17 protein-coding genes are annotated in these 20,110 nt (G+C 72.4%); 3 read left to right on the top strand and 14 right to left on the bottom strand.

The window, feature by feature from the left end; translation table 11 throughout:
* Nucleotides 1-98 precede the first annotated feature (98 nt).
* The 3 genes from ACQPW6_RS04845 to ACQPW6_RS04855 all read right to left on the bottom strand — a co-directional run bounded on the left by ACQPW6_RS04845 (nt 99) and on the right by ACQPW6_RS04855 (nt 5,236).
* The gene (locus ACQPW6_RS04845) at nt 99-833 is read right to left on the bottom strand and encodes a hypothetical protein (RefSeq protein ID WP_433888281.1); all 735 of its coding nucleotides are present in this window, start codon (nt 831-833) and stop codon (nt 99-101) included.
* A gap of 112 nt (nt 834-945) precedes the next feature.
* Nucleotides 946-3,684, bottom strand: coding sequence for a glycoside hydrolase family 97 catalytic domain-containing protein (locus ACQPW6_RS04850; protein ID WP_433888282.1), 2,739 nt, complete (start codon nt 3,682-3,684; stop codon nt 946-948).
* A gap of 253 nt (nt 3,685-3,937) precedes the next feature.
* Nucleotides 3,938-5,236: a glycoside hydrolase family 10 protein gene (locus ACQPW6_RS04855; protein WP_433888283.1), complete on the bottom strand. Its 1,299-nt coding sequence runs from the start codon at nt 5,234-5,236 to the stop codon at nt 3,938-3,940.
* Nucleotides 5,237-5,431: 195 nt separating this feature from the next.
* Here ACQPW6_RS04855 and ACQPW6_RS04860 point away from each other — a divergent pair, with 195 nt between their 5' ends.
* Complete coding sequence (locus ACQPW6_RS04860) at nt 5,432-6,289, top strand: 3-hydroxybutyryl-CoA dehydrogenase (RefSeq protein ID WP_433888284.1); 858 nt, start codon at nt 5,432-5,434, stop codon at nt 6,287-6,289.
* Nucleotides 6,290-6,298: 9 nt separating this feature from the next.
* Here the strand turns inward: ACQPW6_RS04860 and ACQPW6_RS04865 are convergent, their stop codons facing one another.
* Both ACQPW6_RS04865 and ACQPW6_RS04870 read right to left on the bottom strand, forming a co-directional pair.
* A complete protein-coding gene (locus tag ACQPW6_RS04865; protein WP_433894420.1) occupies nt 6,299-7,087 on the bottom strand; it encodes an ABC transporter ATP-binding protein in 789 nt (262 codons plus the stop codon).
* A 121-nt stretch (nt 7,088-7,208) separates the two neighbouring features.
* Nucleotides 7,209-8,120 carry an ABC transporter permease gene (locus ACQPW6_RS04870; protein ID WP_433888285.1) on the bottom strand — a complete coding sequence of 304 codons (912 nt, stop codon included), beginning with the start codon at nt 8,118-8,120 and terminating at the stop codon, nt 7,209-7,211.
* 149 nt (nt 8,121-8,269) lie between these two features.
* Between ACQPW6_RS04870 and ACQPW6_RS04875 the strand changes: the two genes are divergently transcribed.
* Nucleotides 8,270-8,884 carry a TetR/AcrR family transcriptional regulator gene (locus ACQPW6_RS04875; RefSeq protein WP_433888286.1) on the top strand — a complete coding sequence of 205 codons (615 nt, stop codon included), beginning with the start codon at nt 8,270-8,272 and terminating at the stop codon, nt 8,882-8,884.
* Nucleotides 8,885-9,355: 471 nt separating this feature from the next.
* Here the strand turns inward: ACQPW6_RS04875 and ACQPW6_RS04880 are convergent, their stop codons facing one another.
* The 9 genes from ACQPW6_RS04880 to infC form a co-directional block, all read right to left on the bottom strand.
* Entirely contained in the window at nt 9,356-9,964 is a 609-nt protein-coding gene (locus ACQPW6_RS04880) for an ABC transporter ATP-binding protein (protein ID WP_433888287.1), read from the bottom strand.
* 66 nt (nt 9,965-10,030) lie between these two features.
* A complete protein-coding gene (locus tag ACQPW6_RS04885; RefSeq protein WP_433888288.1) occupies nt 10,031-11,215 on the bottom strand; it encodes a PP2C family protein-serine/threonine phosphatase in 1,185 nt (394 codons plus the stop codon).
* 286 nt (nt 11,216-11,501) lie between these two features.
* On the bottom strand, nt 11,502-14,027 hold the full coding sequence (gene pheT, locus ACQPW6_RS04890; RefSeq protein ID WP_433888289.1) for a phenylalanine--tRNA ligase subunit beta: 2,526 nt from the start codon (nt 14,025-14,027) through the stop codon (nt 11,502-11,504).
* Complete coding sequence (pheS, locus tag ACQPW6_RS04895; RefSeq protein WP_433888290.1) at nt 14,027-15,148, bottom strand: phenylalanine--tRNA ligase subunit alpha; 1,122 nt, start codon at nt 15,146-15,148, stop codon at nt 14,027-14,029. Before pheS ends, pheT begins: the two co-directional genes overlap by 1 nt.
* A gap of 196 nt (nt 15,149-15,344) precedes the next feature.
* Nucleotides 15,345-16,712, bottom strand: coding sequence for a sensor histidine kinase (locus tag ACQPW6_RS04900; protein WP_433888291.1), 1,368 nt, complete (start codon nt 16,710-16,712; stop codon nt 15,345-15,347).
* 40 nt (nt 16,713-16,752) lie between these two features.
* Nucleotides 16,753-17,610, bottom strand: coding sequence for a TrmH family RNA methyltransferase (locus tag ACQPW6_RS04905; RefSeq protein WP_433888292.1), 858 nt, complete (start codon nt 17,608-17,610; stop codon nt 16,753-16,755).
* A 228-nt stretch (nt 17,611-17,838) separates the two neighbouring features.
* Nucleotides 17,839-18,222, bottom strand: coding sequence for a 50S ribosomal protein L20 (rplT, locus tag ACQPW6_RS04910; RefSeq protein ID WP_093739444.1), 384 nt, complete (start codon nt 18,220-18,222; stop codon nt 17,839-17,841).
* Nucleotides 18,223-18,319: 97 nt separating this feature from the next.
* Nucleotides 18,320-18,514, bottom strand: a complete 195-nt coding sequence (rpmI, locus tag ACQPW6_RS04915; RefSeq protein ID WP_433888293.1) for a 50S ribosomal protein L35 — start codon at nt 18,512-18,514, stop codon at nt 18,320-18,322.
* Nucleotides 18,515-18,635: 121 nt separating this feature from the next.
* Entirely contained in the window at nt 18,636-19,289 is a 654-nt protein-coding gene (infC, locus tag ACQPW6_RS04920; protein WP_433894421.1) for a translation initiation factor IF-3, read from the bottom strand.
* Between the two features lie 357 nt (nt 19,290-19,646).
* Here infC and ACQPW6_RS04925 point away from each other — a divergent pair, with 357 nt between their 5' ends.
* On the top strand, nt 19,647-20,027 hold the full coding sequence (locus ACQPW6_RS04925) for a DUF1844 domain-containing protein (RefSeq protein WP_433888294.1): 381 nt from the start codon (nt 19,647-19,649) through the stop codon (nt 20,025-20,027).
* Nucleotides 20,028-20,110 lie beyond the last annotated feature (83 nt).

The following is a 20,110-nucleotide window of genomic DNA, read 5'->3' on the forward strand; positions in this document are numbered from 1 at the left end:
ACCGCCCTTGACCGGGCCGGCCGCCTCATGACGAACTTCAGTTTCAGCTTCGCGCTCCTGGCGCACCCTCCCGCACTCGGGCGGGAGGGGGTCTGTGGTCAGGGTCCCAGCAGGTACCCCAGTACGGCGTCGCCGACCCGCCGGTCGGTGACCTCGGCGCCGTTGGCCTCCTCGCGGGCGAACTTGACGGCCTGCTGCGTCTTCTCCACCCGCTCCAGGATCTCGTTGACCCGGCGGGCGGGCAGCGCGCCGGAGAACTTCACCGTGGTCCAGTAGCCGACCGGCACGTCCTCGTAGTACACCTCGACCTGCGCCGGGTGCTTCTCGGTGGCCTCGGCCTTCACGTGGTTGCGCGGCACCTTCTTGGTGCGGATGGTGCGCACCGGCTCGGTCTTCCAGGAGTCCGTGGAGGCGTCCAGGTTCCACGACTCGGAGGCGTCGAGCACCGGCAGCGACCTGATGAAGGCGTGCAGCTCGGTGAGTTGCTTCTCCAGGAACAGCAGGTACGACACGGGTACGTCGCTGACGACGACCCGGCCGTCGACCGTCACGTCGGCGCGTGCCTCGCAGTTGGCCCAGTCCTTGGTGGCGGTCACATCGAAGAGCCGGGTCAGGGCGGCGGCGGTGGACCGCAGCACGCTCTCGGCCTGGAGCTGCACCCGGGTGGACTCGGGCGGCAGTTGCTCGCCTTCCTCGTCCTTGGGCTGGTAGGTGCGCGAGATGCCGGAGAGCAGTACGGGCTTGGCCAGGTCGCGGTGCGCACCGGTCAGCTCCTGCTGCGCCTTGGACTTGACGCCCTTCTCCACTGCGATGATCTGATTGAGTTTCGCCACGGCCCGACCGTAACAGCCGGGCGTCCACGCGTTCGACCCAATTGCCGCTGCCCCGGCACCGTTGGGAACGGTGCCGGGGCAGCGGGCGGGAACCCTGCGCGCAACTGCCGGGTCAGTCCAGGCAGGTGATCTGGGCCAGCCCCCAATCCGCGTGGTCGTAGTTCTTGTTGTCGCCGCCGTCGCCCACCGCGAGGGTGAGGGTGTGGACGCCGGTGACGTCGGCGGTCAGGTCGGTCTCCTTCTCGCCGCCGTGGAGCACGCCGGTGGCGGCGAGCTGCTTGCCGTCGTCACCGAGGACGGTGAAGGTGACGCTTCCGTTGCCCTTCGTGTCGTCGTCGACGCCGACGTGCGCGTCGAAGCGGGTGCAGCGGCCCTGGAGGTCGATCTGCACCTGGGACGGGGCGTTGACGCCGAGGCCCTTGGCGTAGACGGTGCCGCCGATCGTCAGCGGGCCGCCGTCCTGGCCGCCGGCCTCGCCGTTGGACTGGTCACGCTCGACCGGCCCGTAGCCGTTGGTCTCGGTCAGGAACGGCTGGTCACTGGCGTAGACGGTGCCGTGCAGCGGGATGGAGACCTGGACGACCTCCTCGACGTGGATCGGCGGCGCCTTCCCGCCGGCCGGGTTGGCGTAGGTGACGACCACGGGCACGTCCACCTCGCCGCCCGGCTGGTCCTTGCCGACCGTCACGTCCCAGTGGCCGTCCAGTTCCTTGCCGGCCTTGAGCGAGCCGGCCGTGACATCGTTGCCAGTGGCGGACCAGCCGGCCGGGAGCCGGTCGCGGTCCAGCGTCATCCGCACCTGGTGCAGCGCGACGCCCTGCGGAAGCACGAACGTGGCGTCCACTCCGGTGCTCGCTCCCGGGCTCACGGTCGCCGTCGCCGGGTCGAGCGTGAGGGTGGTGGCGGGCGCGGTGACGACCGGCTCGTCGCAGTCGGCGCGGCCCTTGGTGGCGGGGCAGGCCACCGCGACGAAGCCGCCGTCGGCGGCGGCGGGCACCGCGAGGGTGTCCTTGGCGGTCAACGTGCTGACGGTGCGGCGCAGTTGGCCGCCGTTGTCGGCGATGGTCTCCACCAGCCACTTGCCCTTGCCGAGGAAGCCGAGCGGCGCCTTCATCGTGTCGCTGGTGCCGGCCAGGATGCCGCCGACGAACCAGCGGTCGCCGCTGCGGCGGGCGATGACGGCCTGCCGGTCGCCGGCCGGCTGCGCGCCGGGTCCGCCGGAGACGAGATGGGTCTCGTCCCAGGTGGTGGGGAGCTGTTCGAGGTAGCGCTCGGCCACCGGCTGCGCGGCGAAGCCCTCGGGGTTGTCGCCGAGGCTGGTCCAGCCGGACTCGTAGACCACCGGCAGTGCCAGCTCGTGCGCCAGCGAGTCCTTGCGGTCGGGGCGGGAGAACCAGGTCGGGGTGTAGTCCATCGAGCCGACGATGTTCCGGGTGAAGGCGAGGAAGATGTCCCGGGTCGGGTTCTGCCCGTTCTCCTCACCGCGGACGGCCTCCACGCTCATCACCTGCGGCCAGGTGCGCTGCAGGCCGCGCGGGATCGTGGCGCCGTGGAAGTCGATCATGAGCTTGGCCTTGGCCGTGTCGTGCAGGATCGCGTCGTACCACTGGAACGTGGACTGGGAGTCGGAGTCCATGTAGTCGACCTTGACGCCCGCGACGCCCCACGCCTTGAGCTTGGCGAACCAGGTGTCGCGCTGCGCCTGCGTCTTGAGGTCGGTCCAGGCGAACCAGAGGATCACATCGACACCCCTGGCCCGCGCGTAGCGGACCAGCTCCGGGACCCAGCTCGCCTGCCATCCGGCGTCCACGAGCGTGTACTGCAGGCCGTGTTGGGCCGCGTAATCGACGAAGTCCTTCTGCCGGTCGAAGTCGCTCGGGCTCGAACCGTTGCTCAGCCAGGACCAGTCGTCCACGCCCGGCCGTATCCAGGAGGTGTCCTTGAACTGCGCGGGCGGCGCGAGGTCGTCCACCAGAGTGGAGCCGACCAGCGTGTCCAGGCTGCCGACGATCGCGGTGCGCCACGGCGTGGCCAGCGGCCCCTGCGAGGTGACGGGCGCGTTGTCCGCCAGCGCGACCGAGTAGGAGGAGCTGCCGTCCACGTGGTCCAGGTGGCTGCCGGAGTAGCGGCCGTTGACGTCCGCCTCGGTCAGAAGGACGTAGGTGCTGCCGACTTCGAACAGCGTCGGGTAGCCGAAGGAGCAGGTGTCGCTGGTGCAGGTCCTGGGCTGCGCCGCGTTGGCCGCGCCCGCGGTGGTCTCGGTCCGCTCGGTCTCGTAGCTGCTTGAGTACGGCTGGACCCAGGCCCTGGCGTCGGTCGGCAGCTCGAACGTCGAGGCCTCACCGGTCACGGTCACCGGCCCCTGGTCGTTCAGCAGGTAGCGGTAGGCGACACCGTCGTCCGACACCCTTACCACCACGCCCAGTTGGGCGCCGCCGGCGCCGCGGAAGGTGAATGTGGCCTCCCGCATCGTGGCCGAGCGCTTCAGCTGCTTGCCGGTGGTCATGGTGTACGACTCGTGGACGGTGCGCTCCTGTATCTTCGCCAGCTTCAGACCCGCCGTCAGGTCGTGCTGGTCGGTGCGGATCCCGAGCCGGCCGGGCAGCAGCACCGGGGCGCCGCCGCTGTCCACCGAGAGGTGGAGTTCACCCGCGGAGTCGAGGGCGAGGTCCGCGCTGACCGCCGACTTGCCCGGCCCGTTCACCGTCCAGGACCCCGCGGGGTTCTGCGCGGCGGTGGACTCAGCGGCGGTGGACGGCCCGCCGGCCGCCATGACCAGCGCGCTGCCCAGCAGCCCCGACAGTGCGACGCCGGTCACCGCCCGCAGGAATGTTCTGTGCCTGTGCCTCATGTGCGTCCTTTACCTCGGACCGCCGCGAACCCCGCCGGGGCCGAGCCCTGATCGGCAGTCAGCACGGGTTCGGCAGTCACCAGTTGAACAACAACGAACTTTTTCGAAGGTTTTCCATCGCATACCATCGGATGCGCACACAGGCGTCAAGCGTTTGGACCAAGTTCGCCGCGCCCCGGGTTCCGGACATGCCGAAGCGGCGGAAAGGGGCAGGCAGAGCCCTCGATCCGCTCGCGTCAACTCATCGGTACGGTCAGGGAGTCCGCACTCGGCAGGGATAGTGGTCGGCGACCACCCGGCTCATCGCGCCGAGCGGGTCGGCCGTGACCTGGGTGGCGGAGAAGTACACATTGCCGCGCACCTGCGGGAAGTCCTGGTCGAACGTGAGGTGCTTCGACAGCTCGGCCGGGTCCTGCCACTGCGCCGGCTGCGCCGGGTCGCCCACCTTGTAGAGCGCCTCGCCGATGTACAGCCGGACCCTGGTGCCGGCCACCACGTCGGACCACCAGGGCACCAGCACGGCGTAGTCCGCGGCGGCGAAGCCGATGTTCCAGTACACCTGAGGAACGATGTAGTCGATCCATTCCTTCTTCACCCAGCCGCGGGTGTCCGCGTGCAGGTCGTCGTACGTCTGCACGCCCGCGGTGGTGGCCGAGCCGAGCGGGTCGGAGGCGGCGTTGCGCCAGACGCCGAACGGGCTGATGCCGAACTGCGTGCCGGGCCTGATCTGCTTGATCCGGGCGGCCGTCTCGCTGACCAGCAGGTCGGTGTTGTGCCGCCGCCAGGCGTCCCGGTCGGTGAAGCCGCCGCCGTAGCGGGCCCAGGCCGCGTCGTCGTCGAAGACCTGGCCGGCCACCGGGTACGGGTAGAAGTAGTCGTCCCAGTGCACGGCGTCGATCGGGTAGCGGCGTACCGCGTCCAGCATCGCGTCCTGGACGAAGCGGCGGACCTGCGGCAGGCCGGGGTTGTAGTAGAGCTTGCCGCCGTAGACGACCGTCCAGTCCGGGTGCAGCCTGGCCGGGTGGGTGGCCGCGAGCTGGGACGGGTCGGCGCTGTTGGCGATCCGGTACGGGTTGAACCAGGCGTGCAGTTCGAGGCCGCGGCGGTGCGCCTCGCGGACGGCGGTGCCCAGCGGGTCCCAGCCGGGGTCGCGGCCCTGGGTGCCGGTGAGATACGCCGACCAGGGCTCGTACGGCGACGGCCAGAAGGCGTCGGCGGTCGGCCTGACCTGGAACATCACGGCGTTCAGCCGCAGCCGCACGGCGGTGTCGAGCAGGGCGAGCAGTTCGGCGCGCTGCTGCTCGACGGGCAGCCCGGGGGCCGAGGGCCAGTCGGTGTTGGCCACGGTGGCGATCCACATGCCGCGCAGTTCGCGGTGGCCCGAGCGGTGCCGGCCGCCGCCGTGGTCCTGGCCCGGGTGTCCGTGTTCTCCGGAGGTGTCCGGGCCGGCGGAGGCGTCCCGGTCGGCGGCCCGCGCCGAGGCCGGCACCACCGTCGTGGCGAGCACACCCGCCGCCGCGGCGGTGAAAGTCCTGCGCGGGAGCCGGTTCATCGGAGCCTCCTGGAGCGGTCACTGCTGCGGTCGACCGGTGCGGTCAGTGGAGCGTCAGTGGAACGATCATCGGTCGCGATCCGCCGATGATGGCCGCCTCACGCCGCCGGAGCAACCCTCTGGTCCGGGTGTCCTCACCCACCGGTAACGTCTGTCCGGTAATCGACGGGTGAGCGGCGGCGAGGAGCTGGACGAGTGAGTGACATCGAGCGCGTCGGAGTGGTCGGCGCCGGCCAGATGGGTTCCGGGATCGCCGAGGTGTGCGCGAAGGCCGGCCTGGACGTCCGGGTCGCGGAGACCACCGGCGAGGCGCTGGAACTGGGCAGGACCCGGCTCACCAACTCGCTCGGCAAGGCGGCGGAACGCGGCAAGATCACCGAGGCGGAACGGGACGCGGCGCTGAGCCGGCTGACCTTCACCACCGACCTCGGCGAGTTCGCCGACCGGGATCTGGTGATCGAGGCCGTCGTGGAGAACGAGCAGGTCAAGACCGACATCTTCCGGGTGCTCGACCAGGTGGTCACCCGCCGGGACGCCATCCTGGCCTCGAACACCTCCTCCATCCCGCTGGTCAGGCTCGCGGTCGCCACCTCCCGGCCCGACCAGGTGCTCGGCATCCACTTCTTCAACCCCGCCCCGGTGCAGAAGCTGGTCGAGCTGATCCCGGCGCTGACCACCGGCAGCGACACCGTCAAGCGCGCCGAGCACCTGGTCACCGAGGTACTCGGCAAGCACGCGATCCGCGCCCAGGACCGCTCGGGCTTCGTGGTGAACGCCCTGCTGGTGCCCTATCTGCTGTCGGCGATCCGGATGTTCGAGTCGGGCATCGCCACCCGCGAGGACATCGACAACGGTATGGAGATGGGCTGCGCGCACCCGATGGGGCCGCTCAAGCTGTCCGATCTGATCGGCCTCGACACGATCGCGGCGATCGCCGACTCGATGTACCACGAGTACAAGGAGCCGCTGTACGCGGCGCCGCCGATCCTGCAGCGGATGGTGGACGCGGGGCGGCTCGGCCGCAAGACGAGCGCGGGCTTCTACGCGTACTGACCGGGAGGTTCAGCCGTTGTCCTCGTAGGCGGCCACGACCTCCTCGGTCGGGCCGTCCATCAGCAGCACGCCCTTCTCGATCCACAGCACCCGGTCGCAGGTGTCGCGGATGGAGTTGTTGTTGTGGCTGACCAGGAAGACGGTGCCGGCCTCCTTGCGCAGCTCCCGGATCCGCTCTTCCGAGCGCTTCTGGAACGCCCGGTCACCGGTGGCCAGCGCCTCGTCGATCATCAGCACGTCGTGGTTCTTGGCCGCCGCGATCGAGAACCGCAGCCGCGCCGCCATACCCGAGGAGTACGTCCGCATCGGCAGCGAGATGAAGTCGTCCTTCTCGTTGATCCCGGAGAACTCGACGATCCCCGCGTAGCGCTCCCGGATCTCCTCCTGCGACATGCCCATCGCGAGACCGCCGAGGATCACGTTGCGCTCGCCCGTCAGGTCGTTCATCAGCGCCGCGTTCACGCCCAGCAGGGACGGCTGGCCGTCGGTGTAGACCTTGCCGCGGTCCGGCGGGAGCAGGCCCGCGATGGCCTTGAGCAGGGTGGACTTGCCGGAGCCGTTGGAGCCGATGATGCCGACGGCCTCACCGCGGTAGGCCGTGAAGCTGATGCCCCTGATGGCGTGCACCAGATGGACGCTCGGCGAGCTCTTGCGGGCCACCAGCCGGTGCAGTGCGGCGGTGGCGTTGCCCTTGCCCGAGCCGGCGCCGTGGATCCGGTAGGTGACGTGCAGGTCGTCCACGACGACGGTCGGCACGCGGGACGCCGGGTCGGCGGGCGCCTGCCCGCTCTGGTCCAGGTCGGCGTCGGCCTGCGGGGCCCCTGACAGGGGCGGGCCGGCCTGCGGCGCGCGGGCGGGGGGCGCCTGCTTCGGCGCTTCCTCCGCCTGCAACGCCGGGACGGCCGACTGTCCGGTTTGCTCAGCCACGTCCGTACTCCTCCTCGGACGACCAGAAGAACGCGTACCCAGCACCTCCGGCCACAGTCGCCCAGATCAGGGCGAGCGGCCACACGTGGGGCGGCAGCTGGGCCCGGCTGACGCTGTCGATCAGCGCGTAGCGCATGAGTCCGACGTACACCCGTGCGGGGTTGACGTCCAGCAGCACGATCACCGGCCGCGGCAGGCCCGCGGTGATCCGGGACAGGTCGTAGAAGATCCCCGACATGTACATCCAGGTGCGCAGGAGGAACGGCAGGAGCTGGGCGACGTCGGTGGTCCGCGCGCCGATCCTGGCCATCGCCAGGGCCGCGCCCGCGTTGAAGACGGCCTGCAGGGCCAGCGCGGGCACGGCCAGCAGCCAGCGGGCGGTGATCGGGACTCCGGTGGCGACCACGATGACGGCGAGCACGCCGAGCGACAGCAGCAGCTGCCGGAGCTGGAGCAGGGTGTCGGCCAGCGGGAGGCAGGCGCGCGGAAAGTGCAGGGCGCGGACCAGGCCCAGGTTGGCGCTGACCGAGCGGGTGCCGGCCAGTACGGCCGACTGGGTGAAGGTGAAGACGAAGATGCCGGTGCACAGGAACGGGATGTAGTCGGGGATGCCCTTGCCCGAGCCGAGCAGGGCGCCGAAGACCAGGAAGTAGACGCCGGCGTTGAACAGCGGCGTCAGCACCTGCCAGAGCTGGCCGAGCCGAGCGTCGGTGTACACGGCGGACTGCCGGGCGGCGGCGAACTCGGTGATGAAGTGCCGGCGGCGCCACAGCTGCCGGGTGTACTCCACGATGCCGGGACGGGCGCCGCTCACGGTCAGGCCGTGGGCGGTCGCGAAAACGGCGGCGGGGACGGAGGCGGGGTCTGCGGCGGGCGCGAGGGCGGGGGCGAGGGCGGTGGGCATGGGCTGCCTCGGGGGTCGGGTGGGCGTTACGACGGAACGGGACCGTATCGTCGTTTCCGACCGTAGGGCAGGGAGGTGGCCGTTCGCAAGGATGGAACGTCACCGTTCCGTCGCAACGGTGAGGTATCGGCGCACGATAGGGTGACGGTATGACTGCGGATCCGGCGCCCGCGCGGCGCGTACCGGCCGGCGCGGCCGTACTGCGCGAGGACGTGACCGAGGCGATCAGGGCGGCCGTCTTCGCGGAGCTGGCCGCCGTCGGCTACGGGCGGATGTCGATAGAGGCGATCGCCCGGCGGGCGGGCGTGGGCAAGGCGGCGGTCTACCGGCGGTGGCGCTCCAAGCTGCCGCTCGTGCTCGACCTGGTGCCGGCGGTGGCGGCCGGGGGGCTGCCGACGCCCGACACCGGGACGCTGCTGGGGGATGTGCGGGCGCTGCTCGAAGTGAGCGAGCGGGCGCTGCGGCATCCGGTCGCCGCGCAGATCATCCCCGACCTGCTGGCGGAGGCGGCGCGGAGCCCCGAGCTCGGGGAGGCGCTGCGGGAGGGGTTGCGGGAGGCGCAGGGTGGGGTGGCGGCGGCGATCGTCCGCCAGGCGGTGGCGCGGGGTGAGCTTGTCGCGAGCTCTGATGTGGAGCTCGCTCTCGATTTGCTGGCGGGGCCGCTGTACTGGCGGGTCTCCGTCCTGGCGGACCGGTCTTTCACGCCGGCCCGGCGTGAGGCGTTGGCGACGGCGATCGTCGCGGCGCTCAGCTCCGCGGGCTGACCCGGTATGCGGCTACCCGCCGCGTGGCTTCCGACCGTCCCCCGGCTGCACCGCCGCCGTGGCTTGTCGCGCAGTTCCCCGCGCCCCTTTGCGGCCACCCGCCGCCACGCTTCCGACCGCCCCCCGTCTGCCGGCCCGCTGTGGCTGAGCGCGCAGTTCCCCGCGCCCCCAAACGGCCACTCGCCGCGACGGCCGAGCTCGTCTCCCGGCTGCACCGCCGCCGTGGCCATTCGCGCAGTTCCCCGCGCCCCTTCGGGGCACGTTCCCCCGGCCGGGTGGGCCCCGTTCGGGGGCGCGGGGAACTGCGCGGCAAGCCACGACGAGCCCGCACCCGACCACCAACCGCCACCACCCCCAGGGGCGCGGGGAACTGCGCGACAAGCCACGACGCGCCCGCACCCGACCGCCGACCGCCAGCACCCCAAGGGGGAACTGCGCCGCCCATCACAGTGGGCCCGCGGCCGAAGGGGGCTACGTCGGGAGGAAGATCGTGCGGTGGGCGAAGGAGGTGGCCGGGGAGGGGGACGTGGTTGCCGCGGCTACCAGGGGGACGGATGTCGTGAGGTCGTGGAGGGTGGCCCACACGCGGTGGGCGGCGGGCTCGTCGGGCGGGGCGTCGACGCCGTCCACCAGCAGCGCGTCCGGGCGGGGGATCAGCGCGAGCGCCACCGTCAGCAGGAGCTGGTCCACCGGGGAAAGGTGCTCGTAGCGGGTGCCGCGGGGCAGCACACCGGGAGGAGCGTCGGCCGGGGGGTGGTCCTCCACGCGCAGGCCGGCGGCGGCCAGAGCGCGGGTCACGTCGGGCGCGCCGATCCGCCGGCCCGCCTGGACCGCCGCGAGGTCGAGCAGCTCGCCGACCCGGTCGTAGCGGTCAGGGGCCGCCGCCCCGAAGGTCCTGGCGACGCCGACCCGGCGCCGCACCGGGTGCGCGGGCCCGCCCCGCAGCCGCATCCGCCCCCCGATCCCGGCAAGCATCCCGCTGCGTCCGGGCCCGGCCGGACCGATGACGGCCAGCAACTCCCCCACCGGCACGGCGAAATCGCCGTCCGGTCCGCGCTGACCGGTCGCCACTGTGGTCATTGCGCCCTCTCCTCACATCGGCCCGTACAAGGACAATGCGCCCATGTCTACCAAGGAAGGACCCGATCAGCGCAGCGGCACTCCGGAGAGCGCGGCGGCCCGCGGCCGGCCGGTGATCCGGACCGGGTCCCGTACGAGCACGAGCAGCGCCACGTCGTCCGCGCAGGCGCCACCGGTGTGGCGGACGACGGCGGCCCGCAGCGCCGCGGCCACGTCCCGTCCGGACAGCGGCGGCCGGGTGGCGTCGGTCAGTGCCGCGGACAGCGGGAAGAAGCGCCCGGCGGGGTCCCGCGCGTCGGGCAGCCCGTCGGTGTGCAGCAGCAGCCCCTCCCCCGCCGCGACCCGCCCGCAGGTCACCGGCGTGACGGTCTGCGCGGGGTCGAACAGCCCGAGCGGCGGCAGCGGCTCGCCCAGCGGCAGCGCGCTGGCCCCGTCGGCCTCGTCGAGCAGATACGGCTGCGGGTGGCCGCAGTTGACGGCCTGGAACACCCCGTCGTCGGTGAGCTGGACGAACTGCGCGGTGGCGAACTCCTCCGCCACCGGTTCCCGCGGCCCGGACCCGCAGACCGCCGGGTGCTCGCCCTGCGCCCGGTCCCGCAGGTGCCTGCGCAGCGCGCCGTCGAGCCGGCCGACCACACCGGAGAGCTCCGGCTCCTGGTGGGCGGCCTCCCGGAAGCTGCCGAGCAGCGCGGCGACCATGCCGATGGCGGGCAGCCCGTGCCCGCGGGCGTCACCGATCAGCGCGCGGACCCCGTAGGGCGTGGCCAGCACCTCGTAGAAGTCGCCGCCGACCCGGGCGCCGCGGCTCGCGGACAGGTACTCCCCCGCGACCGTCCAGTCGCCGACCCGGCAGGGCAGCGGGCGGACCAGCACCTGCTGGGCGGCCACCGCGATCTCCCGGGTGCGGTCGAGTTCGGCGGACAGCAGCGTGCGGCGCCCGGCCGTCCAGCCGCCGGCGACCATCACCGCGACCAGCGTCGCCGCCGCTCCGAGCACCGGGCCCGAGACACTGAGCGAGTCGTCGGCCAGTTCGCCCGCCAGCTCCGCGAGGGTCAGCGCGCCCATGCCGAGCACCCGGCCGCGCCGGGCGCCGATCGCGCAGGTCAGCGCGGGGGCGACGGCGAGGGCCGGCAGCACGTCGGAGCCGTCGGGCAGCCACCAGGCCAGCAGCCCCACCGCCGCCGCCCAGGCGGCGGGCAGCAGTGCCCAGCTGAGCCGGCGCAGAGCGCCGACCGCTCGGTTGAGCATCATCCGTGGAGGCTCCCCCTGAAGCAGCGGCGTAGGCAGTGGTCGTCAGCAGTCGTCGTCAGCAGTCGTCGTAAGCGGTGGTCCTGAGCGGCGCGCCCGCGAGGGCCTGTCCGACAGGCCCCGCCCGGCTCCCGCGTCGCCCTCGATTGTGTCGATTCCCCCCGGCCGCGCCCACCGCCGCTGGACCCAATCACTCGAAAGAGCTACGAAACCCCCGACTCGAACCCGAACACGGCGAAGGGGGCCGCCCGGAACATCCGGGCGGCCCCCTCCATAGGCTGAGACGACGTCAGGCGCCGCGCAGCGTGGCCCCGGTGGCGGCGGTGGCCGCGGCGACCGCCGCGTCCCTGGCCGCGCTGGCCTCCTCGGCCGTCAGCGTGCGGTCGGGAGCACGGAACCGCAGCGCGTAGGCCATGGACTTGCGGCCCTCGCCGATCTGCTCGCCGGTGAAGATGTCGAACAGCCGGATGGATTCCAGCAGTTCGCCCGCGCCCTCGCGCAGCGCCCGCTCCACGTCGGCGGCGGGCACCGAGGAGTCGACGACGAGCGCCACGTCCTGGGTGGCCACCGGGTAGGTGGACACCCGCGGACCCTCGGCCCGCGCGCCGCCGGCCGCCTCGGCCTGGTCGAGGTCGAGCTCCATGGCGCAGGTCCTGGCCGGGAGTCCGAGCGCCTTGGTGACCCGGGGGTGTAGCTCGCCCGCGTGGCCGAGCAACACCTCCGTGCCGTCCACCATGGCGACCAGTGCCGCGCACCGGCCCGGGTGGAACGGCTCGAAGCGGTCCCGCCGTACGGTCAGCGCGAGCCCCGCCTCACCGGCCACGGTGCGGGCGGCCTCGATCGCGTCGGCCCAGCCCGCCGGGTGCCCGCCGCCCCACCAGCCGGCCTGCTCGCGGGCGCCGGCCAGGACGACCGCGACGTGCAGCGGCTGGTCGGGCAGTGCGGCCCGCAGGCTCTCCAGCTCCTCGTCGGTCGGCCGCCGGTCCACCGCGAGCCGCGGCGGCGCCGTCTCCTGGCCGGTGGGCAGGAACACCAGGCCCGTCTCGAACAGGGCCAGGTCGTGCGCGCCGCGGCCGTCGTTGCGCCGCAGCGTGGCCAGCAGCCCGGGCAGCAGGGTGGTGCGCAGCGCGGGCTCGGTGTCGTAGAGCGGGTTGACCAGCTTGACGGTGCTGCGCCGCGGGTCGTCGGCCGGCAGCCCGAGTTGGTCGAAGACCTCCGCACCGAGGAACGGGTAGCTGGGCGCCTCGACGTAGCCGGCGCCGGCCAGCGCGCGGCCGACCCGGCGGCGCAGCAGCTGCGACTCGGTCAGCCCGCGGCCGGCCGGCGGCCTCGGCAGCGTGGTGGGCAGGTTCTCGTAGCCTTCGAGCCTGATCACCTCTTCCGCCAGGTCGTTGGGGAAGGCCAGGTCGGGCCGCCAGCTGGGCACGGTGACGAGCAGCTCGTCGGCGCCCGAGACGTCGCAGCCGATCTCCTGGAGGCGGCGCACCACGGTCTCCCGGCCGTACTCGGTGCCCGCGACGCGGTCCGGGTGGTCGGCGTGCATGGCGACGGTCCGCGGCCCGGACGGGGTGACGGTCTCGGTGACGCCCTCCTCCGCGATGCCGCCGGCCAGTCCGGTGAGCAGGTCGACGGCACGCTGGGCGGCGGCCGACGTGGTCATCGGGTCGGTGCCGCGCTCGAAGCGCCGGGAGGCCTCGGAGCCGAGCTTGTGGCGGCGCGCGGTGCGGGCCACGCTGACCGGCGCGAAGTGCGCGGCCTCGATGACGATGTCGGTGGTGCCGGTGATCCGGCCGGTCTCCGGGTCCGCGGTGGCGTCGGCGATCTCGGTGTGCGCGCCGCCCATCACCCCGGCCAGGCCGATCGCGCCGGAGTTGTCGGTGATCACCAGGTCCTCGGCGCTGAGCACCCGCTGCACCCCGTCGAGCGTGGTCAGCTTCTCGCCGGCCTGGGCGCGCCGGACGCCGATGGGTCCGTCCAGCCGCGACCTGTCGTAGGCGTGCAGCGGCTGGCCCAGCTCGAACATCACGTAGTTGGTGACGTCCACGGCCAGCGAGATCGGGCGCATGCCGACCTTCTGCAGCCGCCGCTGGAGCCAGATCGGCGACCGCGCCTCGGGGTCGAGGCCGGAGACCGTACGGGCGGTGAAGCGGTCGCAGCCCAGCGGGTCGGCGACCTGGACCGGGTAGCCGGCCGCGTTGGGCGTCGGCACGTCGAGCAGCGCCGGGTCGCGCAGCAGCAGGCCGTAGGCGATGGCGGCCTCGCGGGCCACCCCGCGCAGCGACAGGCAGTAGCCGCGGTCCGGGGTGACGGCGATGTCGAGCACCTCGTCGACCAGTTCGAGCAGCTCGATCGCGTCGGCGCCTGCCTCGTGCTCCGGCGGCAGCACGACGATGCCGGAGTGGTCCTCGCCCATGCCCAGTTCGGCGGCCGAGCAGATCATGCCGTGCGAGGTGTGGCCGTAGGTCTTGCGGGCGGAGATCTGGAAGTCGCCGGGCAGCACGCCGCCGGGCAGGATCACCACGACCTTGTCGCCGACCGCGAAGTTGCGGGCGCCGCAGACGATCTCCTGCGGCTCACCCGTCCCGTTGGCGTCGCCGACGTCCACCGTGCAGAAGCGGATCGGCTTCTTGAAGCCCTCCAGCTCCTCGATGGTGAGCACCTTGCCGACCACCAGCGGGCCCTTGAGCCCGGCGCCCAGCTGCTCGACGGTCTCGACCTCGAGGCCGGCGGAAATGAGCTTGGCCTGGACGTCGCGGCCGGTGGCACCGGCGGGCAGATCGACGTACTCCCGCAGCCAAGAAAGCGGGACCCGCATCAGATCTCCATCCCGAACGGGAGGGTGAACCGCACGTCACCCTCGACGATGTCTCGCATGTCCTCGACGTTGTGCCGGAACATGAGCATGCGCTCGATACCGAAGCCGAACGCGAAGCCGCTGTAGCGCCCCGGGTCGACACCGCAGGCGATCAGCACCTGCGGGTTGACCATGCCGCAGCCGCCCAGCTCGATCCAGCCCTCGGAGGAGCAGGTACGGCAGGGGCGGTCCGGGTTGCCGACCGACTCGCCGCGGCACACGTAGCAGAGCATGTCCATCTCGGCGGACGGCTCGGTGAACGGGAAGTAGTTCGGCCGCAGCCGGGTCGTCATCCCCTCGCCGAACAGCGAGACCACCATGTGGTCCAGGGTGCCCTTGAGGTCGGCCATGGTCAGGCCCTCGTCCACCGCGAGCAGTTCGACCTGCGAGAACACCGGCGTGTGGGTGGCGTCCAGCTCGTCGGACCGGTAGACCCGGCCGGGCGCGATCACATAGACCGGCAGCTCCCGGTCCAGCAGCGCGCGGATCTGCACCGGCGAGGTGTGGGTGCGCAGCACGACGCCGGACTGCTCCTGGCCGTCGGGGCCCTGGACGAAGAAGGTGTCCTGGGTCTCCCTGGCCGGGTGGTCGGGCGGGAAGTTCAGCGCGTCGAAGTTGAACCAGTCGGCCTCGACCTCGGGGCCCTCGGCGACCTCGTAGCCCATCGCGACGAAGACGTCCTCGATCCGCTCGGACAGCGTGGTCAGCGGGTGCCTGGCACCCGCCGGGCGGCGGTCGTAGGGCAGCGTGACATCGACGGCCTCCTCGACCAGGACCCGGGTGTCCCGCTCCTCCTCCAGCTCCGCCTGCCGGGCGGCGAGCGCCTTGTTGACCGCGCCGCGGGCCTGGCCGACCCGCTTGCCGGCCTCCGCCTTGGCCTGCGGCGGCAGCGCGCCGATCTCCCGGTTGGCCAGCGCCAGCGGCGAGGTGCCACCGGTGTGCGCGGTCTTGACCTGGGCGAGCGCGTCGAGATCGGCGGCGGCGGTGATCGCGGAGATCGCCTCCTGGCGCATCCGGTCGATCTGCTCCGGCTTCAACGCCTCGACCTCGACAGGGTCGTACGACTTATTGGGTGCCGACATCTTTACCCGATTTTCCCGTTCCGAAGTGGATGGTGCTGGAGGCGCCTCCCAGGGCCGGCCTCCGCTGGAGGCTGCCCGACCGGACACATACCAAGGCCCGATTCTACTGGCGGCGCGAGGACCGGCTGCTGCGCCCGTCGGCGGCTGTCCCGGCGATGGCCTGCGAGGAGTCCGCGGAGGCTGCTCCGCTGCTCGCTCAGGCCATGAAGGCGGGTGCCCCGACGGGCAGGATAAATCGGAACTCGGCGCCGCCCCCGGGGGCCCGGCCGACGGTGATGCTGCCGCCGTGCGCCTCGACGATGCCCTTGACGATGTACAGGCCGAGCCCGGTGCCGCCCCGCTTGCTGCCCCGCCAGAAGCGGGTGAAGACGCGACTCATGGACTCCTCCGGGATACCCGGGCCCTCGTCGCTCACGGTGACCGCTGTGCCGTCACCGCCCGGCTCGCGCGGGAAGGAGGAGGGCGCCACGACGATGGTGACAGTTCCCTCGCCGTGCCGCACCGCGTTTTCCAGCAGGTTGCCGAGGATCTGGTCGACCTTGTCGGGGTCGGCCCACAGCGCGGGCAGCGGCCCGGTCACCCGCAGCTTGAAGCGGTCGGGCTCCTGGCCGGCCGCCACGTGCGCGTCCACATGCCGCTGGATCCGCTCCGCGATCTTCACCGGCTGGCGGCGCACTTCGAGGCGGCCCGAGTCGATCCGGGAGATGTCGAGCAGCTCGGCGATCAGCCGGGTGACCCGGTTGGCGTCGGAGTCCACCGTCTCCAGCATCAGCTTCTTCTGGTCCTCGGTGAAGCGCTCCCACTTGGCGAGCAGCGTCGCCGTGAAGCCCTTGACCGAGGTCAGCGGGGAGCGCAGCTCGTGGGCGACGGTGGCGATCAGCTCGGCGTGGCTGCGCTCGGTACGCCGCCGGGCCTCGGTGCCGCGCAGCGTGACCACCAGCCGGCGGACCGGGCCTCCCGGCTCGTCACGCACGTAGCGGGCGGCGACCAGCACCTCACGGCCGCCGGGCAGCAGCAGGTTGCGCTCCGGCTGGCCTACCCGGATGGCCAGGCCGCCGTAGGGGTCGGTGAGCTGCCACCAGCGGCGGCCTTCGAGGTCTTCGAGCGGCAGCGCCTGCTGCAAGGGCCGGCCGAGCACGTCCTGCCGGCGCAGTGCGGTGATCCGGGCGGCGGCGGCGTTGAAGCAGACCACCTTGCCGGCCTCGTCGGCGATCACCAGGCCGTCGGGCAGGTCGTCCGGGTCGATGCCGGGCCAGCCGCCGCGGAGGTCGTCGCGGAGGTCGTCGCCGGGGTCCTGCTCGACGGGCACGGGGTGAGCGGGATGCGCGGGGTGCTCACGGGCCCGGGTCGGATCGGCGGCTCCCGGAGCCGGGTCGGCGGCGGGCTCGGGTGCGGCGTGCGGGCCGGGCGCGGCGGCGGGATCAGGACCGGGGGCGGCGTGCGGCCCGGGCGCGGGATCGGGCACGGCGTGCGGCCCTGGTGCGGGCGCGGGCTGCGGAGCGGGACCGGCAGGTTCAGCGGGCCGCACCGGCAGCGCGCCGCTGCTCCGTACCGTCACGTCCATCCCGCCATCCCCTCTCAGGGTCCCCCGGGCCGCCACCTTACTAGGTGCGCACGGCGTGGCGGCACCCTCCGGGAGCACGCTGTGCCCTGGCCGAGGCGTACAGGCAGACCGCGGCGGCGGTGGCGAGGTTGAGGCTTTCCGCCCGGCCGTGCAGCGGTACCCGGACCACCTCGTCGGCCAGCGCGCGGGTCGGCTCGGGCAGGCCCCACGCCTCGTTGCCGAAGATCCAGGCGGTCGGGACGCCCATGGCGCCGGCGTCCAGCTCCGCGTCCAGGTCGCGGTCGCCCGCGCCGTCTGCGGCCAGCACCCGGACGCCCGCGGCGCGCAGCCCGGCCGCCGCCTCCTCGACCGGTACGCCGACGGCGACCGGCAGGTGGAAGAGGCTGCCGGCCGAGGCGCGGACCGCCTTGGGGTTGTACAGGTCGACGGACGCGTCGGTGAGCAGCACCGCGTCGGCGCCGGCCGCGTCGGCGCAGCGCAGCACCGTACCGGCGTTGCCGGGGTCGCGGACGTGCGCGAGCACGGCGACCAGCCGGGGCCCGGAGCGCAGGATCTCGTCGAGCGGCGAGTCCAGGAAGCGGCAGACGCCGACCAGGCCCTGCGGGGTGACGGTGTCGGAGATCTCCGCGATCACCTCGGGCGTCGCCGTCAGCACGGGCGCGCCCGCGGCGCGGGCCGCGGCGACCAGGTCGGGGTGCCGCTCGGCCGCCTCCGGGGTGGCGTACAGCTCGATCAGGGTACGGCCGGCCGCACCGCCGGGGTGGGCGGCGGCCTCACGGACGGCCTGCGGCCCCTCGACCAGGAACCGCCGCTCCTTCCCGCGAAAGCTGCGCTTGGCCAGCCGGTGCGCGGCGGTGACCCGCGTGGAACGCAGGGAGGTCAGCTCGGGGGTGCCCATCAGGTGGTCGCACTTTCGATTCGCGGAGAGCGGCAGGGACGACGGGCCGGCGGGGCCGGCGGCCGCCATCATGTCCGCCGCGGCGGTGCTCAGCCGAAACGGCGGATTCCGGCGGCGCGGATTGCGGCGGCGCCCTGCCGGTCGGCACCGGGCAAGCCACAGGCCCGCAGGGAAGAACTCACCCGCGGGCCCGCGAACCGCATGTTCCGCCTACGCCGAGCGCGAGCGTCACGCCGCCTTGGGGGCGTTCACGTCGGACGGCAGCGCCTTCTGGGCCACCTCGACCAGGGTCGCGAACGCGTTGGCGTCGTTGACGGCCAGCTCGGCGAGGATCTTGCGGTCCACCTCGACGTTGGCGGCCTTCAGGCCCTGGATGAAGCGGTTGTAGGTGATGCCGTTGGCGCGGGCAGCGGCGTTGATCCGCTGGATCCAGAGCTGCCGGAAGTCGCCCTTGCGCTTCTTGCGGTCGTTGTAGTTGTAGACCAGGGAGTGGGTGACCTGCTCCTTGGCCTTGCGGTACAGGCGCGAACGCTGCCCGCGGTAACCGCTGGCCTGCTCCAGGATCGCCCGGCGCTTCTTCTGGGCGTTGACTGCCCGCTTGACGCGTGCCACTTGATAACTCCTTCTAGGGGACCGCGGGGGAACTCACGCGGTCCGGAACGATGGGGGTCCCGGTCCGGGACGATGCGCCCCCGAAGGGGCGCGGCCGTCACTTGCCGAGAAGCTTCTTGATCTTCTTGGCGTCGGACTTGGCAACCTCAACGGTGCCGCTCAGGGCGCGCGTCTTGCTGGACGGCTTGTGCTCCAGGTAGTGGCGAACGCCGGCGCGCTCACGGAGCACCTTGCCGGAGCCGGTGATCCTGAAGCGCTTGCTGGTACCGCTGTGCGTCTTGTTCTTCGGCATGGCGCCGTGGTCTCCTCGTCGCTGCCCTGCCGGCGCCGGTGGGCACACGGAGAGCGTCAGTCCTGCTGTCTGTCCTGCATTACCGACCCGGAGCCGGTGGCTCCGGGCTGTTCTCGTTTCCTCAGCCGGCGTCGGCCGGAGCCGCCGCGTCGTGGTCCGCCTCGGCCTCGACATCCTCGTCGGTGTGCTCACCGGCGGTGTCGCCCTGGCGGACCGCCTTGCGGGCGGCCTGTGCCTCGCGGGCCTCGGCCATCGCCTCGGTCTTCTTCTTGTGCGGACCGAGGACCATGATCATGTTGCGGCCGTCCTGCTTCGGATTCGACTCGATGAAGCCGAGGTCCTGGACGTCCTCCGCGAGCCGCTGCAGCAGCCGGTAGCCGAGCTCCGGCCGGGACTGCTCGCGACCACGGAACATGATCGTGATCTTGACCTTGTCGCCCTGCTTGAGGAACCGGACGACGTGACCCTTTTTGGTGTCGTAGTCGTGCGGGTCGATCTTCGGCCGGAGCTTCATCTCCTTGATGACCGTGTGCGCCTGGTTCTTGCGCGCCTCACGGGCCTTCATGGCCGACTCGTACTTGAACTTCCCGTAGTCCATGAGCTTGCACACGGGCGGACGGGCGTTCGCCGCGACCTCGACCAGGTCGAGGTCGTACTCCTGCGCCAGTTCCAGGGCCTTGGCAAGCGGCACGATGCCGACCTGCTCGCCACTGGGACCGACAAGTCGCACCTCGGGAACGCGAATCCGGTCGTTGATGCGGGGCTCGGCGCTGATGGGGCCTCCTCGGTTGCACTACGCGGCTGACTGGCCGACAGCCGCGCTGGGTCTGTCTGTGGTGTCCGACCCCGTACCCAAGGCGCACAAAACGCCCCGTACGGGACACAGGCGGGGCTCCTCACAACCGGGAGCACCGCCGCGTTATTCCGCGGGGCGCATCGGACGGCACTCCGTCGGCGGCGGGCCGATGTGTACCGTCTGACCGGAACCCGTCGGCCTTCCGGCCGATCAGGTGGGAGATCGGAGCCTCCACTTGTTGGCCGGACACATGGGTGCCCGACCGGTCGTACGTCAAGTCTAACATCACAGTTCCCCATCCCATGCACCCGCCGGGTGGGGCATATCGTGTCGTCCATGAGTGACGCACCAGGCCCCGCACCCTCCGCCGGCACCGCGCCGGGTCCCGACTTCGACGACCTGACCCGCGACATCGCGGACGTCCCGGCGGTCGAGGTGATCACCACAGTGGCGGTGCACCTGATGAGTGCCGCCGCGGTGAACCTGGGCCTGGCCGAGGAGGGCGCGGACCACAAGGACCTGGATGAGGCGCGCAAGCTGATCCAGGCGCTGGCCGGGCTGGTGACGGCGAGCGCCACCGAGATCGGCTCGTACCACGCGGCCCCGCTGCGGGACGGCCTGAAGTCGTTGCAGCTGGCCTTCCGCGAGGCGTCGGTGGTGCCGGACGAGCCGGGGCAGGGCCCGGGCGAGAAGTACACCGGCCCGGTCTACGGCTGATCAGGTCGTACGACCCGCGGCCGTGCGCGGCCGGTACCGCCGTACGGTGCTCGGTCCCGCCGTACGACGCCAGATCTCGTCCG

Source organism: Streptomyces sp. CA-111067, from assembly GCF_050956065.1.
Taxonomy (GTDB): Bacteria; Actinomycetota; Actinomycetes; order Streptomycetales; family Streptomycetaceae; genus Actinacidiphila.